At 44.9% G+C, this 21,351-nt stretch carries 21 protein-coding genes and 1 other annotated feature; of the genes, 20 read left to right on the plus strand and 1 reads right to left on the minus strand.

What is annotated here, in order from left to right; translation table 11 throughout:
* The first annotated feature begins 4 nt into the window (after window positions 1-4).
* From murG to ileS, 17 genes are all read left to right on the plus strand, one after another.
* Window positions 5-1,075: an undecaprenyldiphospho-muramoylpentapeptide beta-N-acetylglucosaminyltransferase gene (murG, locus tag AC58QG_RS24170; protein WP_497364657.1), complete on the plus strand. Its 1,071-nt coding sequence runs from the start codon at window positions 5-7 to the stop codon at window positions 1,073-1,075.
* A gap of 203 nt (window positions 1,076-1,278) precedes the next feature.
* The gene (gene murB, locus AC58QG_RS24175) at window positions 1,279-2,184 is read left to right on the plus strand and encodes a UDP-N-acetylmuramate dehydrogenase (protein ID WP_497364658.1); all 906 of its coding nucleotides are present in this window, start codon (window positions 1,279-1,281) and stop codon (window positions 2,182-2,184) included.
* 15 nt (window positions 2,185-2,199) lie between these two features.
* Window positions 2,200-3,468: a UDP-N-acetylglucosamine 1-carboxyvinyltransferase gene (murA, locus tag AC58QG_RS24180; RefSeq protein WP_497364659.1), complete on the plus strand. Its 1,269-nt coding sequence runs from the start codon at window positions 2,200-2,202 to the stop codon at window positions 3,466-3,468.
* Window positions 3,469-3,563: 95 nt separating this feature from the next.
* Window positions 3,564-4,400, plus strand: coding sequence for a cell division protein FtsQ/DivIB (locus AC58QG_RS24185; RefSeq protein ID WP_497364660.1), 837 nt, complete (start codon window positions 3,564-3,566; stop codon window positions 4,398-4,400).
* 298 nt (window positions 4,401-4,698) lie between these two features.
* On the plus strand, window positions 4,699-5,943 hold the full coding sequence (gene ftsA, locus AC58QG_RS24190) for a cell division protein FtsA (RefSeq protein ID WP_497364661.1): 1,245 nt from the start codon (window positions 4,699-4,701) through the stop codon (window positions 5,941-5,943).
* 30 nt (window positions 5,944-5,973) lie between these two features.
* Window positions 5,974-7,098, plus strand: coding sequence for a cell division protein FtsZ (ftsZ, locus tag AC58QG_RS24195; protein ID WP_497364662.1), 1,125 nt, complete (start codon window positions 5,974-5,976; stop codon window positions 7,096-7,098).
* Between the two features lie 233 nt (window positions 7,099-7,331).
* Window positions 7,332-8,255, plus strand: a complete 924-nt coding sequence (spoIIGA, locus tag AC58QG_RS24200; protein ID WP_497364663.1) for a sigma-E processing peptidase SpoIIGA — start codon at window positions 7,332-7,334, stop codon at window positions 8,253-8,255.
* Between the two features lie 139 nt (window positions 8,256-8,394).
* Window positions 8,395-9,117 (plus strand): RNA polymerase sporulation sigma factor SigE, encoded by a 723-nt coding sequence (gene sigE, locus AC58QG_RS24205; protein ID WP_028558083.1) that lies wholly within the window; start codon window positions 8,395-8,397, stop codon window positions 9,115-9,117.
* Window positions 9,118-9,277: 160 nt separating this feature from the next.
* The gene (gene sigG, locus AC58QG_RS24210) at window positions 9,278-10,060 is read left to right on the plus strand and encodes an RNA polymerase sporulation sigma factor SigG (protein ID WP_056612640.1); all 783 of its coding nucleotides are present in this window, start codon (window positions 9,278-9,280) and stop codon (window positions 10,058-10,060) included.
* A 143-nt stretch (window positions 10,061-10,203) separates the two neighbouring features.
* Window positions 10,204-10,503 carry a YlmC/YmxH family sporulation protein gene (locus AC58QG_RS24215; RefSeq protein ID WP_497364664.1) on the plus strand — a complete coding sequence of 100 codons (300 nt, stop codon included), beginning with the start codon at window positions 10,204-10,206 and terminating at the stop codon, window positions 10,501-10,503.
* Window positions 10,504-10,614: 111 nt separating this feature from the next.
* Window positions 10,615-11,478 (plus strand): peptidoglycan editing factor PgeF, encoded by an 864-nt coding sequence (gene pgeF, locus AC58QG_RS24220; protein ID WP_497364665.1) that lies wholly within the window; start codon window positions 10,615-10,617, stop codon window positions 11,476-11,478.
* Between the two features lie 42 nt (window positions 11,479-11,520).
* Entirely contained in the window at window positions 11,521-12,207 is a 687-nt protein-coding gene (locus AC58QG_RS24225; RefSeq protein ID WP_497364666.1) for a YggS family pyridoxal phosphate-dependent enzyme, read from the plus strand.
* 48 nt (window positions 12,208-12,255) lie between these two features.
* Window positions 12,256-12,678: a cell division protein SepF gene (locus AC58QG_RS24230; RefSeq protein WP_056612633.1), complete on the plus strand. Its 423-nt coding sequence runs from the start codon at window positions 12,256-12,258 to the stop codon at window positions 12,676-12,678.
* Between the two features lie 40 nt (window positions 12,679-12,718).
* Entirely contained in the window at window positions 12,719-12,991 is a 273-nt protein-coding gene (locus AC58QG_RS24235) for a YggT family protein (protein WP_157256863.1), read from the plus strand.
* Between the two features lie 2 nt (window positions 12,992-12,993).
* Window positions 12,994-13,776: a YlmH family RNA-binding protein gene (locus AC58QG_RS24240; RefSeq protein ID WP_497364667.1), complete on the plus strand. Its 783-nt coding sequence runs from the start codon at window positions 12,994-12,996 to the stop codon at window positions 13,774-13,776.
* 151 nt (window positions 13,777-13,927) lie between these two features.
* Window positions 13,928-14,404: a DivIVA domain-containing protein gene (locus AC58QG_RS24245; RefSeq protein WP_497364668.1), complete on the plus strand. Its 477-nt coding sequence runs from the start codon at window positions 13,928-13,930 to the stop codon at window positions 14,402-14,404.
* Window positions 14,405-14,476: 72 nt separating this feature from the next.
* Window positions 14,477-14,725: a binding site (T-box leader), on the plus strand.
* A gap of 57 nt (window positions 14,726-14,782) precedes the next feature.
* The gene (gene ileS, locus AC58QG_RS24250) at window positions 14,783-17,551 is read left to right on the plus strand and encodes an isoleucine--tRNA ligase (RefSeq protein ID WP_497364669.1); all 2,769 of its coding nucleotides are present in this window, start codon (window positions 14,783-14,785) and stop codon (window positions 17,549-17,551) included.
* Between the two features lie 61 nt (window positions 17,552-17,612).
* Here ileS and AC58QG_RS24255 read toward each other — a convergent pair whose 3' ends face one another.
* Window positions 17,613-18,350: a TraR/DksA C4-type zinc finger protein gene (locus AC58QG_RS24255; RefSeq protein ID WP_497364670.1), complete on the minus strand. Its 738-nt coding sequence runs from the start codon at window positions 18,348-18,350 to the stop codon at window positions 17,613-17,615.
* Between the two features lie 139 nt (window positions 18,351-18,489).
* Between AC58QG_RS24255 and lspA the strand changes: the two genes are divergently transcribed.
* The 3 genes from lspA to AC58QG_RS24270 are packed head-to-tail and all read left to right on the plus strand — an operon-like array spanning window position 18,490 to window position 21,125.
* Entirely contained in the window at window positions 18,490-19,008 is a 519-nt protein-coding gene (gene lspA / locus AC58QG_RS24260) for a signal peptidase II (RefSeq protein ID WP_497364685.1), read from the plus strand.
* Complete coding sequence (locus AC58QG_RS24265) at window positions 18,983-19,936, plus strand: RluA family pseudouridine synthase (RefSeq protein WP_497364671.1); 954 nt, start codon at window positions 18,983-18,985, stop codon at window positions 19,934-19,936. Before lspA ends, AC58QG_RS24265 begins: the two co-directional genes overlap by 26 nt.
* Before the next feature lie 34 nt (window positions 19,937-19,970).
* A complete protein-coding gene (locus tag AC58QG_RS24270; RefSeq protein ID WP_497364686.1) occupies window positions 19,971-21,125 on the plus strand; it encodes an aminotransferase A in 1,155 nt (384 codons plus the stop codon).
* Window positions 21,126-21,351 lie beyond the last annotated feature (226 nt).

Here is a 21,351-nt window from a genome sequence, read left to right on the forward strand (position 1 = left end):
GGGAATGAAGACGATCGTATTTACCGGAGGAGGCTCCGCTGGGCATGTTACCCCTAACTTAGCGCTGATGCATAAGCTGAAGCAATTAGGTTGGGAGATCAAGTACATAGGTTCAGCTACAGGTATAGAAAAAGACATTATTGATCGAGAAGGGGTTCCTTTCTACCCGATCTCATCAGGGAAATTGCGTCGGTATTTTGATCTCAAAAACATGAAAGACCCTTTCAAAGTCATGAAAGGTGTTTATGAATCATATCGGTTGCTCAAACGCTTGAAGCCCGCCATTGTCTTTTCAAAAGGCGGGTTCGTTTCCGTTCCAGTCGTTCTTGGGAGTCGTATGAACAACATCCCTGTTATTATCCATGAATCCGATATGACGCCAGGTTTGGCGAATAAAATTTCGATCCCATTTGCAACGAAGGTCTGTGTTACTTTTCCTGAATCCCTTTCGCATATAAAGGGTGGGAAGTCAGTACTTACTGGCTTGCCGATCCGTGAACATATTGGCAGTGGTAAAGCGTCGCGAGCGCTTCAGTTATGTGATTTCCATTCTCAGAAGCCTGTGATACTAGTCATGGGAGGAAGCTTAGGATCGCAAGTACTGAATCAGGCTGTACGCGATAACTTAGGTCGATTACTCCAACAATTTCAAATTGTGCACCTGTGCGGTAAAGGCAATGTATCTACAGAGCTTCTTTCGACCCGTGGTTACAAGCAATTTGAGTATTTAAACGAGGAACTTCCCGATGTGCTGGCAATGACGGACCTTGTCATCTCTCGTGCAGGGGCAACATCTATTTTTGAATTTCTGGGCTTGGAAAAGCCAATGCTCTTAATACCGCTTTCCCGTCAAGCAAGTCGTGGAGACCAGATTCTGAACGCAGCATCCTTCCAGAAGGCAGGTTATGCCGATGTGATTCAAGAGGAGGATCTAACTGCTGATGGACTTGCCTCGCATGTAGAGGCGCTTTACAAGAACCGTGAGACGTATAAAGCAGCGATGCAATCACGTAATGAGAGTGATGCCGTTGCAGCCATCGTGAAATTGATTGAAACGCATAGCAAATCATTTTGAATTTGTTAAAGCGTATAGGCGATTGTCACACTCTATCCGATTTTACATAAACTACACTATAACCGTGACAGACACCTAAGGCTTCATAAGTGAGAAAGGAACGAAGACCGGCCAACTTCGTAAAGCTCTTTATGAATGAAATGTTGGATTTCTATGTTGAAGATCTTACATTTCGCCCTACGTTCTGTGAAGGAGGTTTTCCCATGCAGAAGTTAATAGCCGACTTAAAGGCATCAAATATTGGCGAGATAAGAACGAATGAACGACTGGCTCCTTACACCACTTGGAAAATCGGCGGTCCGGCTGATTGCTTGATTATTCCCCATTCCAAAGAGCAGGTTGCTGCTGCCATCAAGTTTCTTCATGAGCGTGGCGAACCCTGGACTGTGATTGGGCGGGGTTCCAACTTGCTAGTTCGAGATAAAGGAATTCGTGGCGTCGTAATTAAACTAGGTCAGGCGTTGGATACCCTTCGCTTTGATGGCGCGATGGTCTACGCTGGAGGTTCCTATTCGTTTATTAAATTGTCTGTACTCGCAGCCAGAGAAGGTTTAACCGGACTGGAGTTTGCTTCAGGGATCCCCGGTTCTGTGGGAGGCGCCGTCTACATGAATGCAGGGGCTCACGGGTCCGATGTGTCACGCATACTCAAGCAGGCTGAAGTCATCCTGGATACAGGGGAATTGGTCGTCATGCAGGCAGAAGATTTACAATATGCTTATCGACATTCTATTTTGCACACATTGCCTGGCATTGTAACAGAAGCTGTCTTTGAATTACAGGTTGGAGACCGCAACGAAATCGCAGGGGCCATGGCCGCTTACCGAGATCGGCGACTGCGCACGCAACCTCTGCAATTAGCTTGCGCAGGAAGTGTGTTCCGCAACCCCGAAGGGGGCTTTGCAGCGAAGCTCATCGAAGAAGCAGGTCTGAAAGGCAAACGTGTCGGTGGAGCAGAGATCTCTATGCTTCACGCCAATTTCATTGTTAACACAGGAGAAGCTACAGCCGAGGACGTTCTCACTCTTATCAGCGAAGTACAGCAGATCGTAGAGCAAGTGTACGGGATTAAGCTAGTACCTGAGGTTCTGGTAATGGGTGAGAGGTAAATCGGAGGTGGAATTTTGGAGAAGCTCGTTATCGAAGGTGGAAGACCTCTTACGGGAGCCATCCAGATACACGGCGCTAAAAACGCCGCATTACCCATATTAGCTGCGTGCTTACTTGCTAGTGGCACGCACACTTTACACAATGTTCCTAATCTGCTCGATATCGACACCATGCTGCGTATTCTTCGTTCGCTAGGTTGTCGAGCCGAGCAGCAAGGAGATACGGTAACCATTACAACGTCCACAGTTCATTCCTCCCACATCCCCGAAGAATTGATGGGGCAGATGCGCTCTTCCATCTTTCTCATGGGTCCACTACTCGCTAGATTCGGCAGTGTCACCGTATATCAACCTGGTGGCTGTGCGATTGGCGAACGTAAAATCGATTTGCACCTCAAAGGTTTGCAGGCTCTTGGAGCCGAAATTGAAGAATTCTCCAATAAAATCGTTTGTACAGCTGAATCATTGCAAGGTAATGAAATCTTTCTGGACTTCCCAAGTGTAGGGGCGACCGAGAATATTATGATGGCAGCCGTGAAAGCGGAAGGCACGACTACGATTTATAATGCTGCGCGTGAGCCAGAGATACAGGATTTGCAAAATTTCTTGAATGCGATGGGCGCTGACATTATTGGAGCCGGATCGGATACGATCACAATTCGCGGCGTTACTGCGCTATCTCCTTGCACGTATCGGATTATTCCTGATCGAATTGTTGCAGGTACTTTTCTTGTTGCTGCAGCGGCAACTAGAGGGAACATTACCTTGGAAAGAGTGAACCCTGCTCATTTAACCTCGGTTATCCATGTGCTTAAGCGTGCAGGTGTTCAAATCATCGCTGACGGTGATATAATACATGTAAGCTGCAAAGCAAGACCTAAGGCAGTTGAACGTATCGTGACGTCGCCTCATCCATCTTTCCCGACGGATTTGCAATCACAAGTCATGGTCCTGTTATCTCTAGCAGATGGACTAAGTGTGATGAAAGAAACGATATTTGAAGGTAGATTTAAGCACGTGGATGAACTGTCCCGGATGGGAGCGGATATTCGCGTAGATATGAGTTCAGCCTTCATCCGAGGCGTTCCGAGGTTGTATGGGGCTACGGTTGAAGCCACTGATTTGCGAGCTGGTGCTGCTCTTGTAATCGCCGGTCTAGCTGCGCATGGCACAACGATAGTTGAACAAATTCATCACATTGATAGAGGCTATGATAGGATTGAACATATGCTAGTCAGACTTGGGGCTTCTGTGCTCCGACAAGCTCCGGTTCCCAGTGAGTAATATCTTGCGTCCCATCGCGTATCCCTTCCTGCAAGCAGGAGGGGATTCACGATTTTCAATTATTTCGTCATCAATATAATTAGGTGGTGCCCCTCTTGTCCGAAGATAACAAAGTACCAACGCTGCCGGTACCTAAGCCGCGTACACGTACGAATCGGAAACTGCTCTCATTTTTGATCATTTTTTTCATAACTGTGCTGATTATTTTGTTTTTCCAATCCTCACTTAGCCGCATTAGTCGTATTGAGGTAGAGGGAAATGTCTTATTATCTTCGGATGTAATTGGACAAGCTAGCCAAGTTGTTATTGGCGATCGTTTTTTTGCAGTGAGCTCGAGAACAATTGGACAACGTATTTCTAAGGTTCCGATGATCAAGAGTGCCTCCGTGAAGAAGATGTTTCCTGGTGTGATTCACATTCAGGTTGAAGAGTTCCCTAAAGTGGCTTTTCAAATTGCTCCTGATGGAAAGAAGCAAGCTGTGCTTGCAGATGGCAATGTCATTGCGCTGCCGGTTGGCAGCGGTGTTCCGCTCGATATGCCAATCTTAACAGGGTGGGCCGATAATGATCCGAATAAGGCTGCGCTTTGTAAAGTGCTTGGAGAAATCCCGCAGAGTGCGTTGTCCGACGTTTCTGAAATTAAGCCAGATCCTTCGGAATCTTACCCAGATAAGATTAAGATTTATACACGCTCCCAGTTCGAAGTCCACACAACGATTGCCTATTTGCCAGACAAAATTGATAACTTACCGGGTTATGTTGCTGGTTTAGCTGAGGACCACATTACAAATGGAGTCATCACGATGCTTGAGGCAGAGTATCACACACCTTTTGCAACAAGTGGGGATTCCAAGTCAGATTCCAAGACGGATTCCAAAACTGAGACCAAAATTGATCCAAAGGCTACACCGAAACCAACGCCAAAACCATAACAACTGTAACCGTGCGGGTTTCTCACAAAAAATCACAGCAGAGACTACTCAATCTCTGAAAAAAATGTTAAAATTAGTTTTATGGTTAAATAGGATCTATCTGCTTACTCTATTTTTTCTTGTACTTACTAGACGAGAACGTTTGCATTTCACAACAATTAGATGAAAAATTAAAGCTGGTTTTTAAATGCAAAAAAAATGTAGAAAAAAGAGGGAATATGGCGGTTGTGTGGAATACGTATAAAAGTATTTGTGAAGATTTTGCAATTTTACCTAATTTACAGGAGGTGCCAGGGGCTTGAGCAACAATGATATCATTGTTAGTTTAGACATCGGTACATCCAAAGTTCGAGCTATTATTGGGGAAGTTGTTAACGGAACCATTAATATAATAGGAGTGGGATCTGCCGAGTCAGAGGGTATTCGTAAAGGCGCAATCGTTGACATTGATCAAACTGTGCATTCTATTCGCAGTGCCATTGATCATGCGGAACGAATGGTGGGTATACAAATTTCCGAGGTTTACGTTGGAATTTCAGGAAATCATATTTCTCTTCAATCGAGTCACGGTGTTGTTGCAGTATCAAATGAAGACCGGGAAATCGGAGAAGAAGATATTGATCGCGTCATTCAAGCGGCAAGGGTCATCGCATTACCTCCCGAACGTGAAATAGTTGGAGTTGTACCTAAGCAATATTTAGTAGATGGTCAAGAAGGTATTAATGATCCACGCGGTATGATCGGAGTTCGTTTGGAAGTAGAAGCGACGATTATTACTGGAGCGAAGACGGGCATACATAATTTAATCCGTGTTGTGGAAAAATCCGAACTGAAGGTTGCAGGGCTTATTTTAATGTCACTCGCATCTGGTAATTTGGCACTTTCCAAAGATGAGAAGGCCGTTGGAACCGTGTTAGTTGATATCGGTGCTGGTGCAACGACAATTGCTGTCTTCGATGAAGGTAATTTAGTTGCAACGTCAACGATTCAAATTGGCGGAGAATTTATCAGCAATGATGTTTCGATTGGATTGCATACACAGCTAGAAATTGCTGAGAAGATTAAGCTGAAGTATGGCTGTGCATCCGTTGAAGATTCCGCGCCTGATCAAGTGTTTAAAGTGACGAGAATGGGCAGCAATGTTGAAAAAGAGTTCTCTCAAGTTGACCTTGCGAATATCGTTGAGCCTCGTGTCGAAGAGATTTTCCAATTAATTCGAGCCGAAGTTCATCGTTTGGGATATGGTAATCTTGCAGGTGGCTATGTACTCACTGGCGGCACGGTTTGTATGCCAGGCATGCTGGCGATTGCACAATCCGAACTGGCTACATCTGTTCGTATTGCAGTGCCTGATTTCATTGGGGTACGTGATCCTTCCTACACAAGTGGTGTTGGTATTATTCAATTCGTCTCCAAATACATGAAGAATCGTATTTCAGGTCCAGCCAAAAAACTGGTGACCAAGACTACCAAAAAATCCTCCGATAGTCAAAAGCCAGGTTTAGTTGAACGAGTTAAAAATTTCTTCAGTGAATTCATTTAGTGAACGTTAAGTTAGGGGGATATGGCTCATATGTTTGAATTTGATATGGATTTAGACCAATTGGCTCAAATTAAAGTCATTGGTGTTGGTGGCGGCGGTAGCAATGCAGTTAATCGCATGATTGAAAACGGTGTTAAAGGTGTTGAATTTATTACCGTGAATACGGATGCGCAGGCGCTTCACTTGGCCAAGTCCGTTCATAAATTGCAAATTGGGGATAAATTGACCCGTGGTCTGGGTGCAGGTGCGAATCCTGAAGTCGGGAAGAAAGCAGCAGAAGAGTCAAGGGAGACGATTCTGAATACACTTCGCGGCGCAGATATGGTTTTCGTAACAGCAGGTATGGGCGGCGGTACAGGTACAGGCGCTGCGCCAGTTATTGCGGAAATCGCGAAAGAAGTAGGTGCACTTACGGTTGGCGTAGTAACACGACCGTTTACTTTCGAAGGACGCAAGCGTTCCTTACAAGCTGAACAAGGGATTGCCGCATTGAAAGAGAAAGTGGATACGCTTATTATTATCCCGAACGACCGTCTACTTGAGATCGTTGACAAAAAGACTCCGATGCTGGAAGCGTTCCGCGAAGCGGATAATGTTCTTCGTCAAGGTGTTCAAGGGATTTCCGATTTGATCGCAGTACCAGGGCTTATCAATTTGGACTTTGCAGATGTTAAAACGATTATGACTGAGCGTGGTTCGGCCCTTATGGGGATCGGCGTAGCGACAGGTGAGAATCGTGCAGCTGAAGCAGCGAAAAAAGCGATCTCAAGTCCTTTGCTAGAAACTTCAATCGAAGGCGCACGTGGTGTTTTGATGAATATCACAGGCGGTATGAACCTTAGCTTGTACGAAGTGAATGAAGCTGCTGATATCGTGGCGTCTGCTTCCGACATTGAGGTAAATATGATTTTCGGTGCTGTTATTGACGAGAAGCTGAAAGATGAGATTCTAGTTACGGTAATTGCAACTGGATTCGAGCATAAAGCGGCGCCAATACATCAGTCTATCAAACGCCCTGTCTCAACTAGTCAGCCAGAGACGTCAGCTCCTGATAGTCGTTTAAATAATCTCAAACCATTTGGGGCTCAACCCTCGAATGATCAATTAGATATTCCGACTTTCTTGCGCAACCGCGGACGCAATACTGACAAATAATTACATAATAATTGTCTAGAGACCGAAGCCCTACTTGATGTAGAAGCTTCGGTTTTTTGTTGTTCTGTAGGCTTTTCTCCTATGGACGAGACCGCGTTAACTGACAAAAAAAGTAGGTTCCTACTAGCATGTTTAGACAGACTTTGAACTTGGAATCCAATATACTGATTTAGAACCTTAAAGTTTCGTCATGAAATTGCTAGATAGTGTCCTTCATGGAGGTGAGGCATGGCATGGTCGTCTATGCGGATCTCATCTTCCTACTGAACTTTGTGGTGGATGCGGCCTTACTCTTGGTGACGGCGAAAACGCGGAAATTAGCGTTCAAATGGTGGAGAATTGCACTTTCTGCAGCATTAGGGGCTTCGTATGTCGTCATGATGTTTTTACCAGTGCCAACCTTATTTTTTACATTTTCTGTGAAATGTATGTTTTGTACAGGTATGATTATGACCGCTTTTGGTTACGGTTCCTTACAAAATTTATTGCGGAATATGGGGACATTCTTACTTGTCAATTTCGCTGTTGCCGGAGGGATGTTCGGCATCCATTATGTACTCGCTTCTTCCTCCGATGTGATGAAGGGAATCGTCTTTACTCAATCAGGCGTGGCGGTCTTTCAATTTCAAATCGGCAGTATCCTGTTTGTGATCCTCTTGCTGCTTCCTCTCATTTGGTGGTTCCGGACTGTGTTCCAAAGTAGTAAGCAACGTGAGGTTATGACTACGTATTTGGCTGAGGTCACCATATATGTGGGGGATTTCAGAGCTACATGCAAAGGCCTGATCGATACAGGTAATCAACTGTATGACCCACTAACGCGTACCCCAGTTATGGTTATGGAAGTTTCAGAATGGGGAGACGTACTGCCTGCCCAGTGGCTGCAAAGGATACGCTCTTCAGACGTAGATCAAATTATTAGCGGTTTAGGGGTAGAGGAGTTTATCTGGCAGGATCGATTGCGACTCGTACCTTACCGTGGAGTCAACCGCAATACCCAATTCATGCTGGCGATTAAACCTGATAAGGTGGTGATCATTCATAATGATTCGCAATTGGAGGCTACGAAGGTACTTATCGGGCTCGACGGAGGAAAGTTGTGCAGCGATGGTTCCTATCAAGCCATAATTCACCCTGCTTTGATTCAAGCTGGTTAATGTTAGATCGTTCAATGACCCAAGAGAGCTTCGACGGCAAAACATAGCTCATATTTACAAAGTCAGTTTTCCAATGGAAAACGCAGCTTAGCTTACGATGAAAGTTTTGCCATGGCAAAACTCTTAGGAGGAAACTAACATGTTCTTGAAGTGGAAACTGCTTTTTCAACTAACGTACTATCGCATTTTGATGCTGCTAGGACTCAAAGGTGAGGAAATCTATTACATAGGTGGTAGTGAAGCATTGCCACCGCCGCTTACTCGAGAAGAAGAAGAATACTTATTGGAAAAATTACCATCCGGGGATGCGGCTATTCGAGCTATGTTGATTGAGCGCAACCTGAGATTGGTTGTCTATATAGCGAGGAAATTCGAAAACACGGGCATTAACATCGAGGATCTGGTTTCGATTGGCGCTATCGGTCTCATTAAAGCAGTCAATACATTTGATCCTGAGAAGAAAATTAAACTGGCTACCTACGCATCACGTTGTATCGAGAATGAAATTCTGATGTACTTGCGCAGGAATAGCAAAATTCGAACGGAAGTTTCGTTTGATGAACCGTTGAATATTGATTGGGACGGTAATGAACTTCTTCTGTCTGATGTGCTAGGTACAGAGAATGATACGATTTACCGGAACATTGAAGAGCAAGTCGATCGGAAATTGCTGCATAAAGCTCTCGATAAGCTAAGTGAACGTGAGCGAATTATTATGGAGCTTCGTTTTGGGTTACAGGATGGCGAAGAAAAGACGCAAAAAGACGTTGCAGATCTGCTCGGCATTTCGCAATCTTATATCTCTAGATTGGAAAAACGGATTATTAAGCGGCTTCGCAAAGAGTTTAACAAGATGGTCTAAAATTTTTTTTTGGCAGTAAATGTCGAAATTGTTCAGGAGTCACGGGAGGGAGCGAGTCAGTACCCTTTTGTCAAGTGGCTGAGTAGGGGATAGGGTAGGAATAAATCGACCGCTCACGGGGATAATTAACAGTAATGTTTCTCCTTGGGAGGTAATCACGGTGACCCGAAATAAAGTTGAGATATGTGGAGTTGACACCGCCAAACTGCCTGTGCTGACCAATGCAGAGATGCGTGAGTTGTTCACTGACCTGCAAACTAAACAAGAACGAACTGCAAGAGAGAAATTGGTCAATGGCAACTTAAGGTTGGTACTGAGTGTGATTCAACGGTTCAACAATCGTGGAGAGTATGTGGACGATCTCTTCCAAGTTGGCTGTATTGGTTTGATGAAAGCCATTGATAACTTTGATTTAAGTCAAAATGTCAAATTCTCGACCTATGCTGTACCGATGATTATAGGTGAGATACGCCGCTACTTACGAGATAATAACCCGATTCGCGTTTCTCGTTCCTTGAGAGATATTGCTTACAAAGCATTACAAGTTAGAGACAGTCTAACGAATCAAAACTCACGCGAACCATCTATTTATGAAATTTCTGAAGCCTTGAATGTACCTAAAGAAGATGTTGTGTTCGCGCTTGATGCGATTCAAGATCCCGTATCCTTATTTGAGCCCATTTATCATGATGGGGGCGATCCCATTTATGTCATGGATCAAATAAGTGATGAGCGCAATAAGGACATGTCATGGATCGAGGGAATTGCATTGCGTGAAGCGATGCATAAGTTGAATGCCAGAGAGAAGATGATCCTTTCGATGCGTTTCTTTGAAGGGAAGACCCAGATGGAAGTGGCGGATGAGATTGGCATTTCTCAAGCGCAGGTTTCAAGGTTAGAGAAATCAGCTATTTGTCAGATGCAGAAACATGTGAAATCCTAAGAGCAATTAATAAAGACTGGAACGGCCTTGGTAGACAAGCCGTGAAGGTCTTTTTTCGTGTATCAGGACATTTTGCCCAGTAGGCACATATACTAATAAAAAAATCAGTACAAATTCTAATGAGATATGTGGTGATAGGCCTCATGAAAATATCTGATTTCCAGACGAAGGACGTAATTAACATTGTGGACGGTAAAAAGCTTGGACAAATCAGTGATTTGGAGCTGGACCTGCGCCAAGGACGAATCGAATCTATCGTGGTTCCGAATCAGAGCCGATTCTTTGGACTGTTCGGATCAGGGACCGATGTTATCATTCCTTGGAAGCATATCGTGAAAATTGGTGCTGACGTTGTGCTCGTGAAGCTAGAAGATGTTCGGCCATATCGTCAAACGGAAGACACCGAAGGGGTATATGAGTTTAATCGTCAGTTCCGTAATTGACGGCAGGCACACGAGGGGAAGCTGCTCAGCATTAATAGCGGCTAAGCATCCATCGTGTGTCTTTTTATTTTGTGTGCTAAAGTAGAGATATATAAGACAGAATGGAGGAGAATGGCATTGGAACCATTTGTCGTACAACCATCACTAAATTCAAATGAGGATCAGCCGGTCCTTTTACCTATAGCACCTTGGATGTCATCGTTTCCTGAGATTACAGCTGGCTTCAGCTCTCGCTTAGGGGGAGTCAGTCGGGCCCCCTTTTCTACACTAAATCTCGGCTTACATGTTAATGATAACCAAGATGATGTCGTATGTAATCGTGAACGCATTGCTGTCGCCCTAGGGCAGTCATTTACGTCATTCACATATGCAGAGCAGGTACACGGGAAAGACATCGCTATCGTCAGTCTAGACGAGCAAGGTAAGGGGCGAGATAGCCGAGAAACAGCCCTGCAAGCGAAGGATGGTTTTATTACGAAGGAGAAGGGAATTGTTCTCTGCGCGCAATTTGCGGATTGTGTACCGCTGTATTTCTATGATCCTGTACACCGTGTGGTAGGTCTTGCGCATGCCGGATGGAAAGGAACTGTGTTAAACATTTCCATGGCTACAATATCCTTAATGACACATACTTTTGGTAGTCAGCCCTCTGAAATTTATGCAGCGATCGGTCCTTCGATTGGTGCTTGTTGTTATGAGGTTGATGCAACGGTTGCAACACGCGTAAGGCACGTTTTTGAGGAAACGCAACTATCGCATGAGAAACAAGATGCCATAATGACCGATAAGGGCAATGATAAGTATATGTTGAATCTGCAACAATTGAATCGAAAATTAATCGAGCAAGCAGGAATTTTGTCGTCCCATATCGAAGTAACTCAGTTATGTACGAGTTGCCGCACAGATCTTTTCTTTTCTCATCGAAAAGAAGGGGGTTCCACTGGCCGAATGATCGCTTGGATCGGTCTTCGTTAATAGGAACTGGCAAGGTGTTGTTGAATTGAGGTGTAGAGAAAAATGAGCGTACTAGAACGCAAACTGGAAGTTGAAGCTCGTATAGCTGAGGTATGTCGGCAGTCAGGCCGTCAAGAAAATGAAATTAAGATCATCGCAGTAACCAAATATGTATCTTTAGAAACGACTGAACAAGTTTTGAACACAGGTCTGCTGCATATTGGTGAAAATCGTTGGCAAGATGTGAAGCCGAAGTGGGAAGCCCTGCATGAACGTGGAACATGGCATTTTCTAGGCCATCTGCAAACCAATAAGGTGAAAGATGTCATCGGCAAATTCGCTTATATTCACTCCCTGGATCGGATGTCACTTGCCAAGGAGCTGGACAAGCAGGCTGCCGCATTAGGGATCGATGTCAATTGTTTCTTGCAAGTAAATATTTCAGGTGAAGAAACCAAGTATGGCGTTTCACCCCAAGATTTCTTCCAATTTGCTGAGGAAGTAAGTAAGCTTTCACATATTCGTGTTTGCGGACTGATGACCATGGCACCTTATGAATTAGAGTCTGAAGAAACAAGACCTGTTTTTCGAGGCTTACGTGTGTTGAGGGATCAGCTGAATGAACGGAATACGTTCCCTTATGACGTGACAGAGTTATCGATGGGCATGTCAGGCGACTATGATGTGGCGATTGAAGAGGGCGCAACTTGGGTGCGATTAGGAACAGTTTTGGTAGGCAAAGAGGGCTAGACAGTAGGGACTTGATTCCGATTTATGATTCGTCAGGAGGGAACCACAATGGGTGTGTATAACCGATTTATGAATTTTCTGGGACTCCAAGAAGAGGAAGAAATTGTAGAGCGTGAACGGATTGTAGAAGCAACTGAAGAACCTGAAACCAATCCTTATGAATTACGTAATAAAAATAAGGCGAATGTCGTTAGCATACATTCACAGAAAAATTCACGCGTTGTCCTCAGTGAACCTCGCACTTATGAGGAAACACAGGACATTGCGGACCATCTACGTGCTCGTAGAGCCGTTGTTGTTAATTTGCAACGTGTTCGTGGCGATCAAGCCATCCGAATCGTGGATTTCTTGAGTGGTACGGTTTACGCATTGAATGGGTCTATCTCTAAGCTTGGACCGAATATCTTTCTCTGTACACCAGATTCAGTAGATATTCATGGCCACATCTCTGAGATGATGGGCGAGGAATAGACGCAAATCCCCAAACACATAGACAGAGGTGGAAAACTACGTGGATAACGTTTACTCTTTTTTAAGCGTATTGACAGAAATTTATTATTTTATGATTATTGGTTATTTGATCTTATCTTGGTTTCCAAATGCGCGAGGCAGTTTTGTCGGTGGACTGCTCTCGAAGCTGGTAGAACCGTATTTGGCTCCATTCCGCAAAATCATCCCAAGCATCGGTTTCATTGACCTCTCGCCAATCGTGGCGTTGATTGCATTGAAATTCGTCGTCATGGGTATCTTTGCAGTTCTTGATTTCATCGTGGGGATTTTCTAGTCTTGGCGAAAGATATTTATGGCCATTTTCACCCCGACGAACATCATTTTGTCGATAAAGCCTGGGATTGGGTGGAGCGAGCTGCAGAGCAGCATGCCGTCAAGTTAACCGATTTCCTCGATCCCAGACAAGCTTTCATCTTGAATTCACTCGTCAACCGACATCCGGATGTGCATTGCCGACTGGATGGCGGCTATGAAGCAGCAGAACGTAGACGAGCTGTCATTGCGCCTGACTATCGAAGCTTGGATAGTGAAGACATGGCTATGGCCGTGTTAGCCGTATCCTCAGGTGACGGCAAGTTTCTTACATTAGAACATGGAGATTACATGGGCGCCATTCTTGGACTCGGCATGAAGCGGGACAAGGTTGGCGATATTCATGTTATAGAGGGCGGCTGCCATTGCTTGGTAACCCAGGATGCAGCTGACTATTTGCATTTGAATTTATCCCAAGTACATAGAGTGCATGTGCAAACGGAATTGCTCTCTTTAGATAAGCTAGAGCTAGCGCAAGTGCAACTGGATGAGCTTCATCTGTCTGTTGCCTCCATGCGAATGGACGGTATTGTAAGCGATGTATTTCGGCTTAGCCGGGCGAAGGTGTTAGTACCAATCCAAGCTGGCCGTTGCCGCGTGAATTGGAAGCTGGAAGAAGATCCAAGTAAGCCACTGAAAGAAGGGGATATGATCTCCTTGCAGGGGTTTGGTAGATTTAAAGTGCTTGAAGTGGAAGGCGTATCGAAAAAAGGTCGAATTCGTGTGAAGATTGGCAAGTTTGCATGATCGTGGATAAATTATCCACGAACTATGCAGGAATTGCTAATTTTCTGTCGAACTGAACTGTATAGACATGGGTGTAGGCTAGCTTTCAGACAAGCTCAGCTTATACTTACGAAGTCAGTTTTGCTGCGCAAAACGCTAAGGAGGGGCACTGATGCCATTAACACCGCTAGATATACATAATAAGGAGTTTTCACGTTCGTTTCGTGGTTATGATGAAGATCAAGTCAATGAATTCCTAGATCAAGTCATCAAGGATTATGAAGCGCTCATTCGTGAAAATAAGGATATGCAGAATCAAACGCTGGCCTTACAAGAGCGTTTGGATCATTTCACGCATATCGAGGAATCGCTGAGTAAGACCATCATCGTGGCGCAAGAAGCTGCAGATGAAGTCAGAAGCAATTCGAAGAAGGAAGCTCAGTTAATCCTGAAAGAAGCGGAGAAAAATGCGGATCGGATTATTAACGAATCGTTGACGCGCTCTCGTAAAGTGGCACTTGAGATTGAAGAACTCAAGAAACAAGCTTCCATTTATCGCACACGCTTCCGGACGTTGCTTGAAGCTCAACTTGAATTATTGAACACAGAAGGCTGGCAAAGTATGCAGTTTGAACATAAGGAAGAATAGACCGAGGGCAATAGGCAGTTCTCATATTGACTATGACTGCCAGATTGGTTATACTCCTGTTAAATGTATCGCAATAAAGCTATGACTGGAACGAGTAGGACGTTATGAGCAGTGTCAGCGAATTAGGGTTTTGGTGTGAGCCTAATCTCTGCAGCGTACCGAATATCCCCCAGGAGCGTCTCTTGAATGAAGTAGGGAGAAACGGGTCATGCCGTTACACATGATCGAGTGAAGAAGCGCTGATCGACTCACCTTTAGGTGGTTGGTTCATGTTGCTTTTTAACGAGGGTGGTACCGCGAGTTGAGTTTCTCGTCCCTTTTTGGGGATGAGAGGCTTTTTTTGTTTTTTCAGATTGAAGTAGGGATGGAGTGGTAAGGATGGATTATGGCAAAACATTAAATCTATTACAAACAGAATTTCCGATGAGAGGTAATTTGCCTCAAGCGGAACCGAAAATGCAAGAACATTGGGAAGCAGAAGACATTTATCTCAAAGTACAAGAAAGCCGTAAGGGCAGAACGAAGTTCATTTTACATGATGGGCCGCCCTATGCGAATGGAGATATTCATATCGGTCATGCACTAAACAAAGTGCTGAAGGATATTATCGTGCGTTTCAAAACACTGCAAGGCTTCGATGCGCCTTACGTACCTGGTTGGGATACGCATGGCTTACCGATCGAGCAAGTGATTACGAACAGCGGAAAAGTCGATCGTAAGAAGATGACTGTCCCTGAGTTCCGTGAATATTGCAAGGAGTATGCACTGCAATCCGTTGAGAAGCAGAAGAGTCAATTCCAACGCCTAGGTATTCGCGGAGATTGGAAAAACCCGTATATCACACTACAGCCTGGTTACGAAGCACAGCAAATTCGTGTTTTTGGTTCAATGGTTCATAAGGGCCTTGTGTATAAAGGATTAAAGCCGGTCTACTGGTCCCCATCTTCAGAAAGTGCCTTGGCTGAAGCGGAGATTGAGTACAAAGAAAAAACATCAACGTCCATCTACGTGGCTTTCCCTGTGAAGGATGGCATAGGTAAGCTTCCAGAAGATGCTGCCATCGTCATTTGGACAACGACAGCTTGGACCTTACCTGCGAACTTGGGTATTTCCTTACACCCTGAATTTGAGTATGCGGTTGTTCAAGCAAATGGGAAGAAATATGTGCTTGCACAAGGACTTCTTGCAACAGCGGCTAAAGAAATCGGCTGGAGCGAATACGAAGTATTATCAACGGTAAAAGGCAGTGAGTTGGAGTATGTTACCTGCCAACATCCTTTCTACGATCGCGAATCCCTCGTTATGGTTGGCGAGCACGTGACATTAGAGGCGGGTACTGGGTGTGTTCACACAGCTCCTGGACATGGGGAAGACGACTTCGCAATCGGTCAACGTTATAACCTTGGCGTGTTGTGTCCTGTGGACGACCAAGGACATTTTACGGCTGAAGCGCCTGGCTACGAAGGTTTGTTCTACGAAAAAGGCGGCAAGCTGATCATTGAAAAACTGCAAGAGTCCGGTCTTTTACTCAAAGCTGCGGATATTCAGCATCAATACGCGCACGATTGGCGTACAAAGAAACCTGTCATCTATCGTGCTACGGAGCAATGGTTCGCGTCGATCGATAAGTTCAGACAAGAGATGCTTGATGAAATCAAGCAAGTGAAATGGACGCCAGAGTGGGGCGAAGTTCGCCTTCACAACATGATCGCTGATCGCGGAGATTGGTGTATTTCTAGGCAGCGGGCATGGGGCGTACCGATCCCGATTTTCTATTGCCGCAGCTGTAATGAGCCGCTTGTAAATGAACAAACAATCGAACATGTTGCTCAATTATTTGAGCAAGAAGGCTCTAATGCTTGGTTCATCAAAGAAGAGAAGGATCTGCTTCCACATGGAACTAGCTGTACGAAATGTGGTCACGGTGAATTCCGTAAAGAAACGGACATTATGGATGTATGGTTTGATTCCGGTTCCAGTCATGTGGCTGTGCTTGAATCTCGTCCAGAGCTTCAGTGGCCAGCTGATCTGTATCTAGAAGGTTCTGACCAGTACCGTGGTTGGTTCAACTCTTCCTTGATCACGGGTGTGGCAACGAGAGAGAAATCACCGTATAAAGGTATTCTGAGTCATGGCTTTACACTAGATGGTGAAGGGCGCAAAATGTCCAAATCCATCGGTAACACGATTGACCCGAATGTGGTTTGCGGTAAATTAGGCGCTGACATTCTTCGTCTTTGGGTATCTTCGGTTGATTACCAATCGGATCACCGGATTTCGGATAATATTTTGAACCAAACGACTGAGGTATATCGTAAAATTCGTAACACCATGCGCTTCCTACTTGGGAATTTGAGTCAGTTTAATCCAGCTACTGATCGTGTTGCTTATACGAGTTTATCTGAACTTGATCGATATGCGTTGATTCGTTTGAACCGTATGGTTGAGAAGGTTATCAAAGCTTATGAAGCGTATGAGTTCCATGTTGTGTATCAAACGATTCATCATTTCTGTGCTGTAGAGATGAGCTCCTTCTATTTGGATATCATCAAAGATCGTCTTTATGCAAATGCAGCCGAGGACCCAGCTCGTAAAGCGTCACAAACTGTGCTTTACGCTGCATTAACGGCAATTACGAAACTGATCTCACCGATTCTTCCACATACAGCGGATGAAGTTTGGAAGTACATTCCAGGAGTTGAGCTAAGTAGTGTTCAGCTTGCGGAGTTGCCAGAAGTAGATACAAATGTATATAACGAGGAATTGGAAAATAAATGGAATTCCTTCTTGGAAGTGCGAGATGACGTACTTAAGGCTTTAGAAGAAGCGCGTAAGGAAAAAGTCATTGGTAATTCCTTAGGGGCAGCAGTGAATTTGTATCCAAATGAAGCGATGTTTGCTTTGTTAACACAATTCGAGCAATTGGATCAGTTGTTCATCGTGTCCGCTGTTAACCTACACCCAGTAGGTACTCCCGTACCAGAAGGTGCTCTTCAGTCCAAAGATGTTGCAATCTCAATCGCTGTTGCAGACGGTGAGAAATGTGAACGTTGCTGGATAGTGACACCAGAAGTTGGGCACAGTAAAGAGCATCCAACACTCTGTGTCAGATGTAATGATGTTGTGACTGCTCATTATCACGAGTAGAGGAACCAAACGAGCTTACGCTAAATGCGAAGCTCGTTTGTCCTGTTTTTAATCAGGGTATTTACTTATCATCTAAGTCGACAGATCTTTCGGGTTCAAGAAAAGGATCTCCTTCATCACTGTGCATATACTCGTCGTAAGCTTTACTTCGTACAATGGTAACATGTTCACCATAGAGATCAGTGGCCACAAAGCTTTCGAAAGACTCTACATAGCCTACTAGCTCATCAGCTTCGATGTACATGTCGTCGTAGCTTTCTACTTGGTTGCTTTCAGCGAAAGCTGGCGTGTTTGAGGTTCCCCAGCTTTCAACGATTTGCCAAGCATCCTCGCCATCGAATTCCGTTTCGTTGTTTTTTTCATCGAAGCTCGTGCGTCCAAATGGTGGGTATAATACTTGCTCTTCAACAGGCCGGCGAAAGGATTGATCTGGATCAGGCACATGTTCTATGCTGTATAACGTTGTGGGAATGGCTTGCAGACGTTCATATGGAATGGGTTGGTGGCTAAAAACACAGATGCCATATTCTCCACTTTCCATACGTGCTAAAGCTTCGTTGACTTGCTGCAAATGCATCTCTGCGTGTTCATTGAGGGAAATATCTTTCGCTCGTTCAAATACTTCGGAACCGATATCACCGGGATGATTATCATACATGGAGAGCTCGCCTATGGAATCAGAGAATGAATTAGCGAGTCCAAATTGATCATTACTGGCAAAATGCTTTTCAAGTGCAACCTTTTCCTCCAATAGTTGTACGTATAATGTGTTTAATTGCTCCTCGGTTAAATGGCTCATAGGTCATATAGCTCCCTTCTAACAGCTCATTCATACCGTTTAGGATGCCGATAGACCGCTTTTTTTAGTGAGGTAATTCCTTGAAAATAAGGAATGTACAAGCTTTTCACACTGTAGGAGGTACACTTAGATGAAATATTTGAAATATTACTTGTATGCGCTTCTTGCATTCATTCTAGATCAAGTTACGAAATGGATTATTGTGAAAAGAGTTCCACTTGGCGAAGAACGCCCCGTTATTGGGGATTTTTTCATGATTACATCGCATCGTAATCGAGGAGCGGCCTTCGGCATTTTGCAAAACCAACGTTGGTTTTTCATTGTCGTTACGCTTATCGTGCTTTGCGGAATTATTTGGTACATGCAGCGCACGATTCGTGAAGGTAAGGTGCTGTTACCCTTCGCTTTATGTTTGCTTTTTGGAGGAGCACTTGGTAATTTCGTTGATCGTGCCTTATTCGCAGAGGTTGTCGATTTCTTTCAATTTACATTTGATTTTAACTTTTTCGGCAAGGAAGTCGATTATATATTCCCAATTTTCAATGTAGCGGATTCCTGTATTGTTGTCGGGGTTATCCTTATATTTATCGAGTCGCTGCTTGCATCACGAAAAGAGAAAAAAGGAGCAACACATGAACACAAACCAGACCTCACCTGAGGAGTCCGTGTCCCAAGAACCGATTGAATGGACAGTTGAAAATCAATTTGCTAACGAACGGATCGATAAATTTATTACTGAAGCGTTGGAAGAAGATATTTCGCGAACACTTGTCCAACAATGGGTCAAAGACGGTCACGTTAAGGTGAATGGGAAAGCGGTAAAGCCCAATTATAAGTTATCGGTTCAAGATGTGATTGCGTTAGTGATTCCAGAGCCTCAAGGAGTGGAACTGCTGGCTGAAAACATTCCATTGAATGTCGTGTATGAGGACAGCGATGTGATCGTCATTAACAAGAAACGAGGACTCGTTGTTCATCCTGCACCTGGGCATTACTCGGGCACTTTGGTGAATGCGTTGATGTACCACTGCAAAGACTTATCCGGAATTAATGGCGAGCTTCGCCCTGGTATTGTGCATCGAATTGACAAGGACACGTCAGGCCTCATTATGTCAGCCAAAAATGATAAGGCACACGCAAGCCTTGCCGAGCAACTGAAGGCGCATACCGTAAACCGTAAGTATATTGCTTTGGTACACGGTCATATTCAACATGATCAAGGGACGATTGATGCGCCAATTGGTCGTGACTCTCATGATCGTAAGATGTACACCGTTACGGAGAAAAATAGCAAGACCGCGGTAACGCATTTCGTCGTTATCGAACGGTTTGGTGACTTTACATTGGTCGAGTTAAAGCTGGAAACGGGCCGCACGCATCAAATCCGCGTGCACATGAAGTTCATCGGGCATCCGCTAGTTGGAGATCCGATGTATGGCAAAAGCAAAGGCATGTTAATGGACGGTCAGGCATTGCATGCAGCGATTCTAGGCTTTAAGCATCCACGAACAGGAGAATGGATGCAGTTTGAGGCGCCGATTCCACCTGATATGGAAAACCTGATATCAACGATACGGACAACATAGTTCTTGTTCAATGGAGAGGGGAGAGCTACTTATGTTGGAGCATTTGATTAACCCGCAAGTAAAAGACATTCAAATTTCCGGTATTCGCAAAATTTCGAACCTTGTCAGCACGATTCCTGGTGCGTTGACATTAACGATTGGGCAGCCTGACTTCCCGACGCCGCGGCATATTATCGAGGCAGGACAAAGGGCTTTGGATCAGAACAAAACTGTTTATACGCAAAACCCTGGTTTAATAGAGCTTAGAGAAGCTGTTTCTAACTTCGTGAAGGTCAAGTATGGCCAGGATTATCGCGCAGCGGATGAAATTATCGTCACAGCTGGTGCTAGTCAAGCTGTGGATATCACACTGCGAACGATCTTGACGCCAGGCGCTGAGGTCATCATTCCTGCTCCGATTTATCCTGGATATGAGCCATTAATTCGCCTAGCTGGTGGTGTTCCTGTCTATGTGGACACGAGAGAAAACGGATTGAAACTGACAGCTGAGTTGTTGGCGCCGTACCTAACCGAAAAGACGCGCTGCGTGATTCTATGCTACCCTTCGAATCCGACAGGTCAGGTGCTTACGGAGCAGGAAATTGCTGATTTGGCTGAATTATTGGCAGACCGGGAGTTATTTATTTTATCCGATGAAATCTATAGTGAGTTGGTTTATGGGGTTCGTCATCATTCGATTGCTACAGTTGGCAAGTTGAGAGAAAATACAATCGTCATTAACGGCTTGTCCAAATCCCATGCAATGACAGGTTGGCGTATTGGCTTTACGATGGCTCCTGCGTACCTCACAGCGCACATGGTGAAGGTTCACCAGTATAATGTGACCTGCGCGAGCTCAGTAAGCCAATATGCGGCATTGGAAGCGTTGACGGCAGGCATTGATGATGCGCTTCCGATGCGTGAAGCTTATGTAGCCCGTAGGGATTATGTCTATGATCGCTTAATCGCAATGGGTATTGAACTAGAAAAGCCGGATGGCGCATTCTACCTGTTCCCATCCATCGCGAAGTTCGGCTTATCCTCGCAAGAGTTCGCGATGAGGCTGCTGCAGGAAGAGCATGTCGCGGTCGTGCCGGGAGATGCCTTTACTTCCTATGGCGAAGGCTATATACGAATTTCATATGCCTATGCACAGGAAGTGCTGGAGCAATCCTTGGATCGTCTTCAGCGGTTTGTAGGCAAGCTTTAAAGGAATAGGGACCATCGCTGGTATTAGCGATGGTCTCTTTTTTCTGGAAATTGGAGGACAATGCTCTCTGAACAACCACAAACCGCCCGGCATCGGCACCCGCACTCGCACCAGCAACCCGAACCCGAACCCGAACCCGAACCCGAACCCGAACCCGAACCCGAACCCGAACCCGAACCCGAACCCGAACCCGAACCCGAACCCGAACCCGAACCCGAACCCGAAC

This window comes from Paenibacillus sp. J22P169, from assembly GCF_059691995.1.

Bases quoted from the DNA above. Each gene is read 5' to 3' on its own strand.
- AC58QG_RS24230 (WP_056612633.1), top strand. From the start codon at position 12,256: ATGGGTGTGTATAACCGATTTATGAATTTTCTGGGACTCCAAGAAGAG.
- pgeF (WP_497364665.1), top strand. From the start codon at position 10,615: ATGGCATTGGAACCATTTGTCGTACAACCATCACTAAATTCAAATGAG.
- AC58QG_RS24265 (WP_497364671.1), top strand. From the start codon at position 18,983: ATGAACACAAACCAGACCTCACCTGAGGAGTCCGTGTCCCAAGAACCG.
- ftsZ (WP_497364662.1), top strand. From the start codon at position 5,974: ATGTTTGAATTTGATATGGATTTAGACCAATTGGCTCAAATTAAAGTC.
- AC58QG_RS24255 (WP_497364670.1), bottom strand. From the start codon at position 18,350: ATGAGCCATTTAACCGAGGAGCAATTAAACACATTATACGTACAACTA.
- AC58QG_RS24215 (WP_497364664.1), top strand. From the start codon at position 10,204: ATGAAAATATCTGATTTCCAGACGAAGGACGTAATTAACATTGTGGAC.
- spoIIGA (WP_497364663.1), top strand. From the start codon at position 7,332: ATGGTCGTCTATGCGGATCTCATCTTCCTACTGAACTTTGTGGTGGAT.
- sigE (WP_028558083.1), top strand. From the start codon at position 8,395: ATGTTCTTGAAGTGGAAACTGCTTTTTCAACTAACGTACTATCGCATT.
- murB (WP_497364658.1), top strand. From the start codon at position 1,279: ATGCAGAAGTTAATAGCCGACTTAAAGGCATCAAATATTGGCGAGATA.
- AC58QG_RS24245 (WP_497364668.1), top strand. From the start codon at position 13,928: ATGCCATTAACACCGCTAGATATACATAATAAGGAGTTTTCACGTTCG.
- murG (WP_497364657.1), top strand. From the start codon at position 5: ATGAAGACGATCGTATTTACCGGAGGAGGCTCCGCTGGGCATGTTACC.
- ileS (WP_497364669.1), top strand. From the start codon at position 14,783: ATGGATTATGGCAAAACATTAAATCTATTACAAACAGAATTTCCGATG.
- AC58QG_RS24225 (WP_497364666.1), top strand. From the start codon at position 11,521: ATGAGCGTACTAGAACGCAAACTGGAAGTTGAAGCTCGTATAGCTGAG.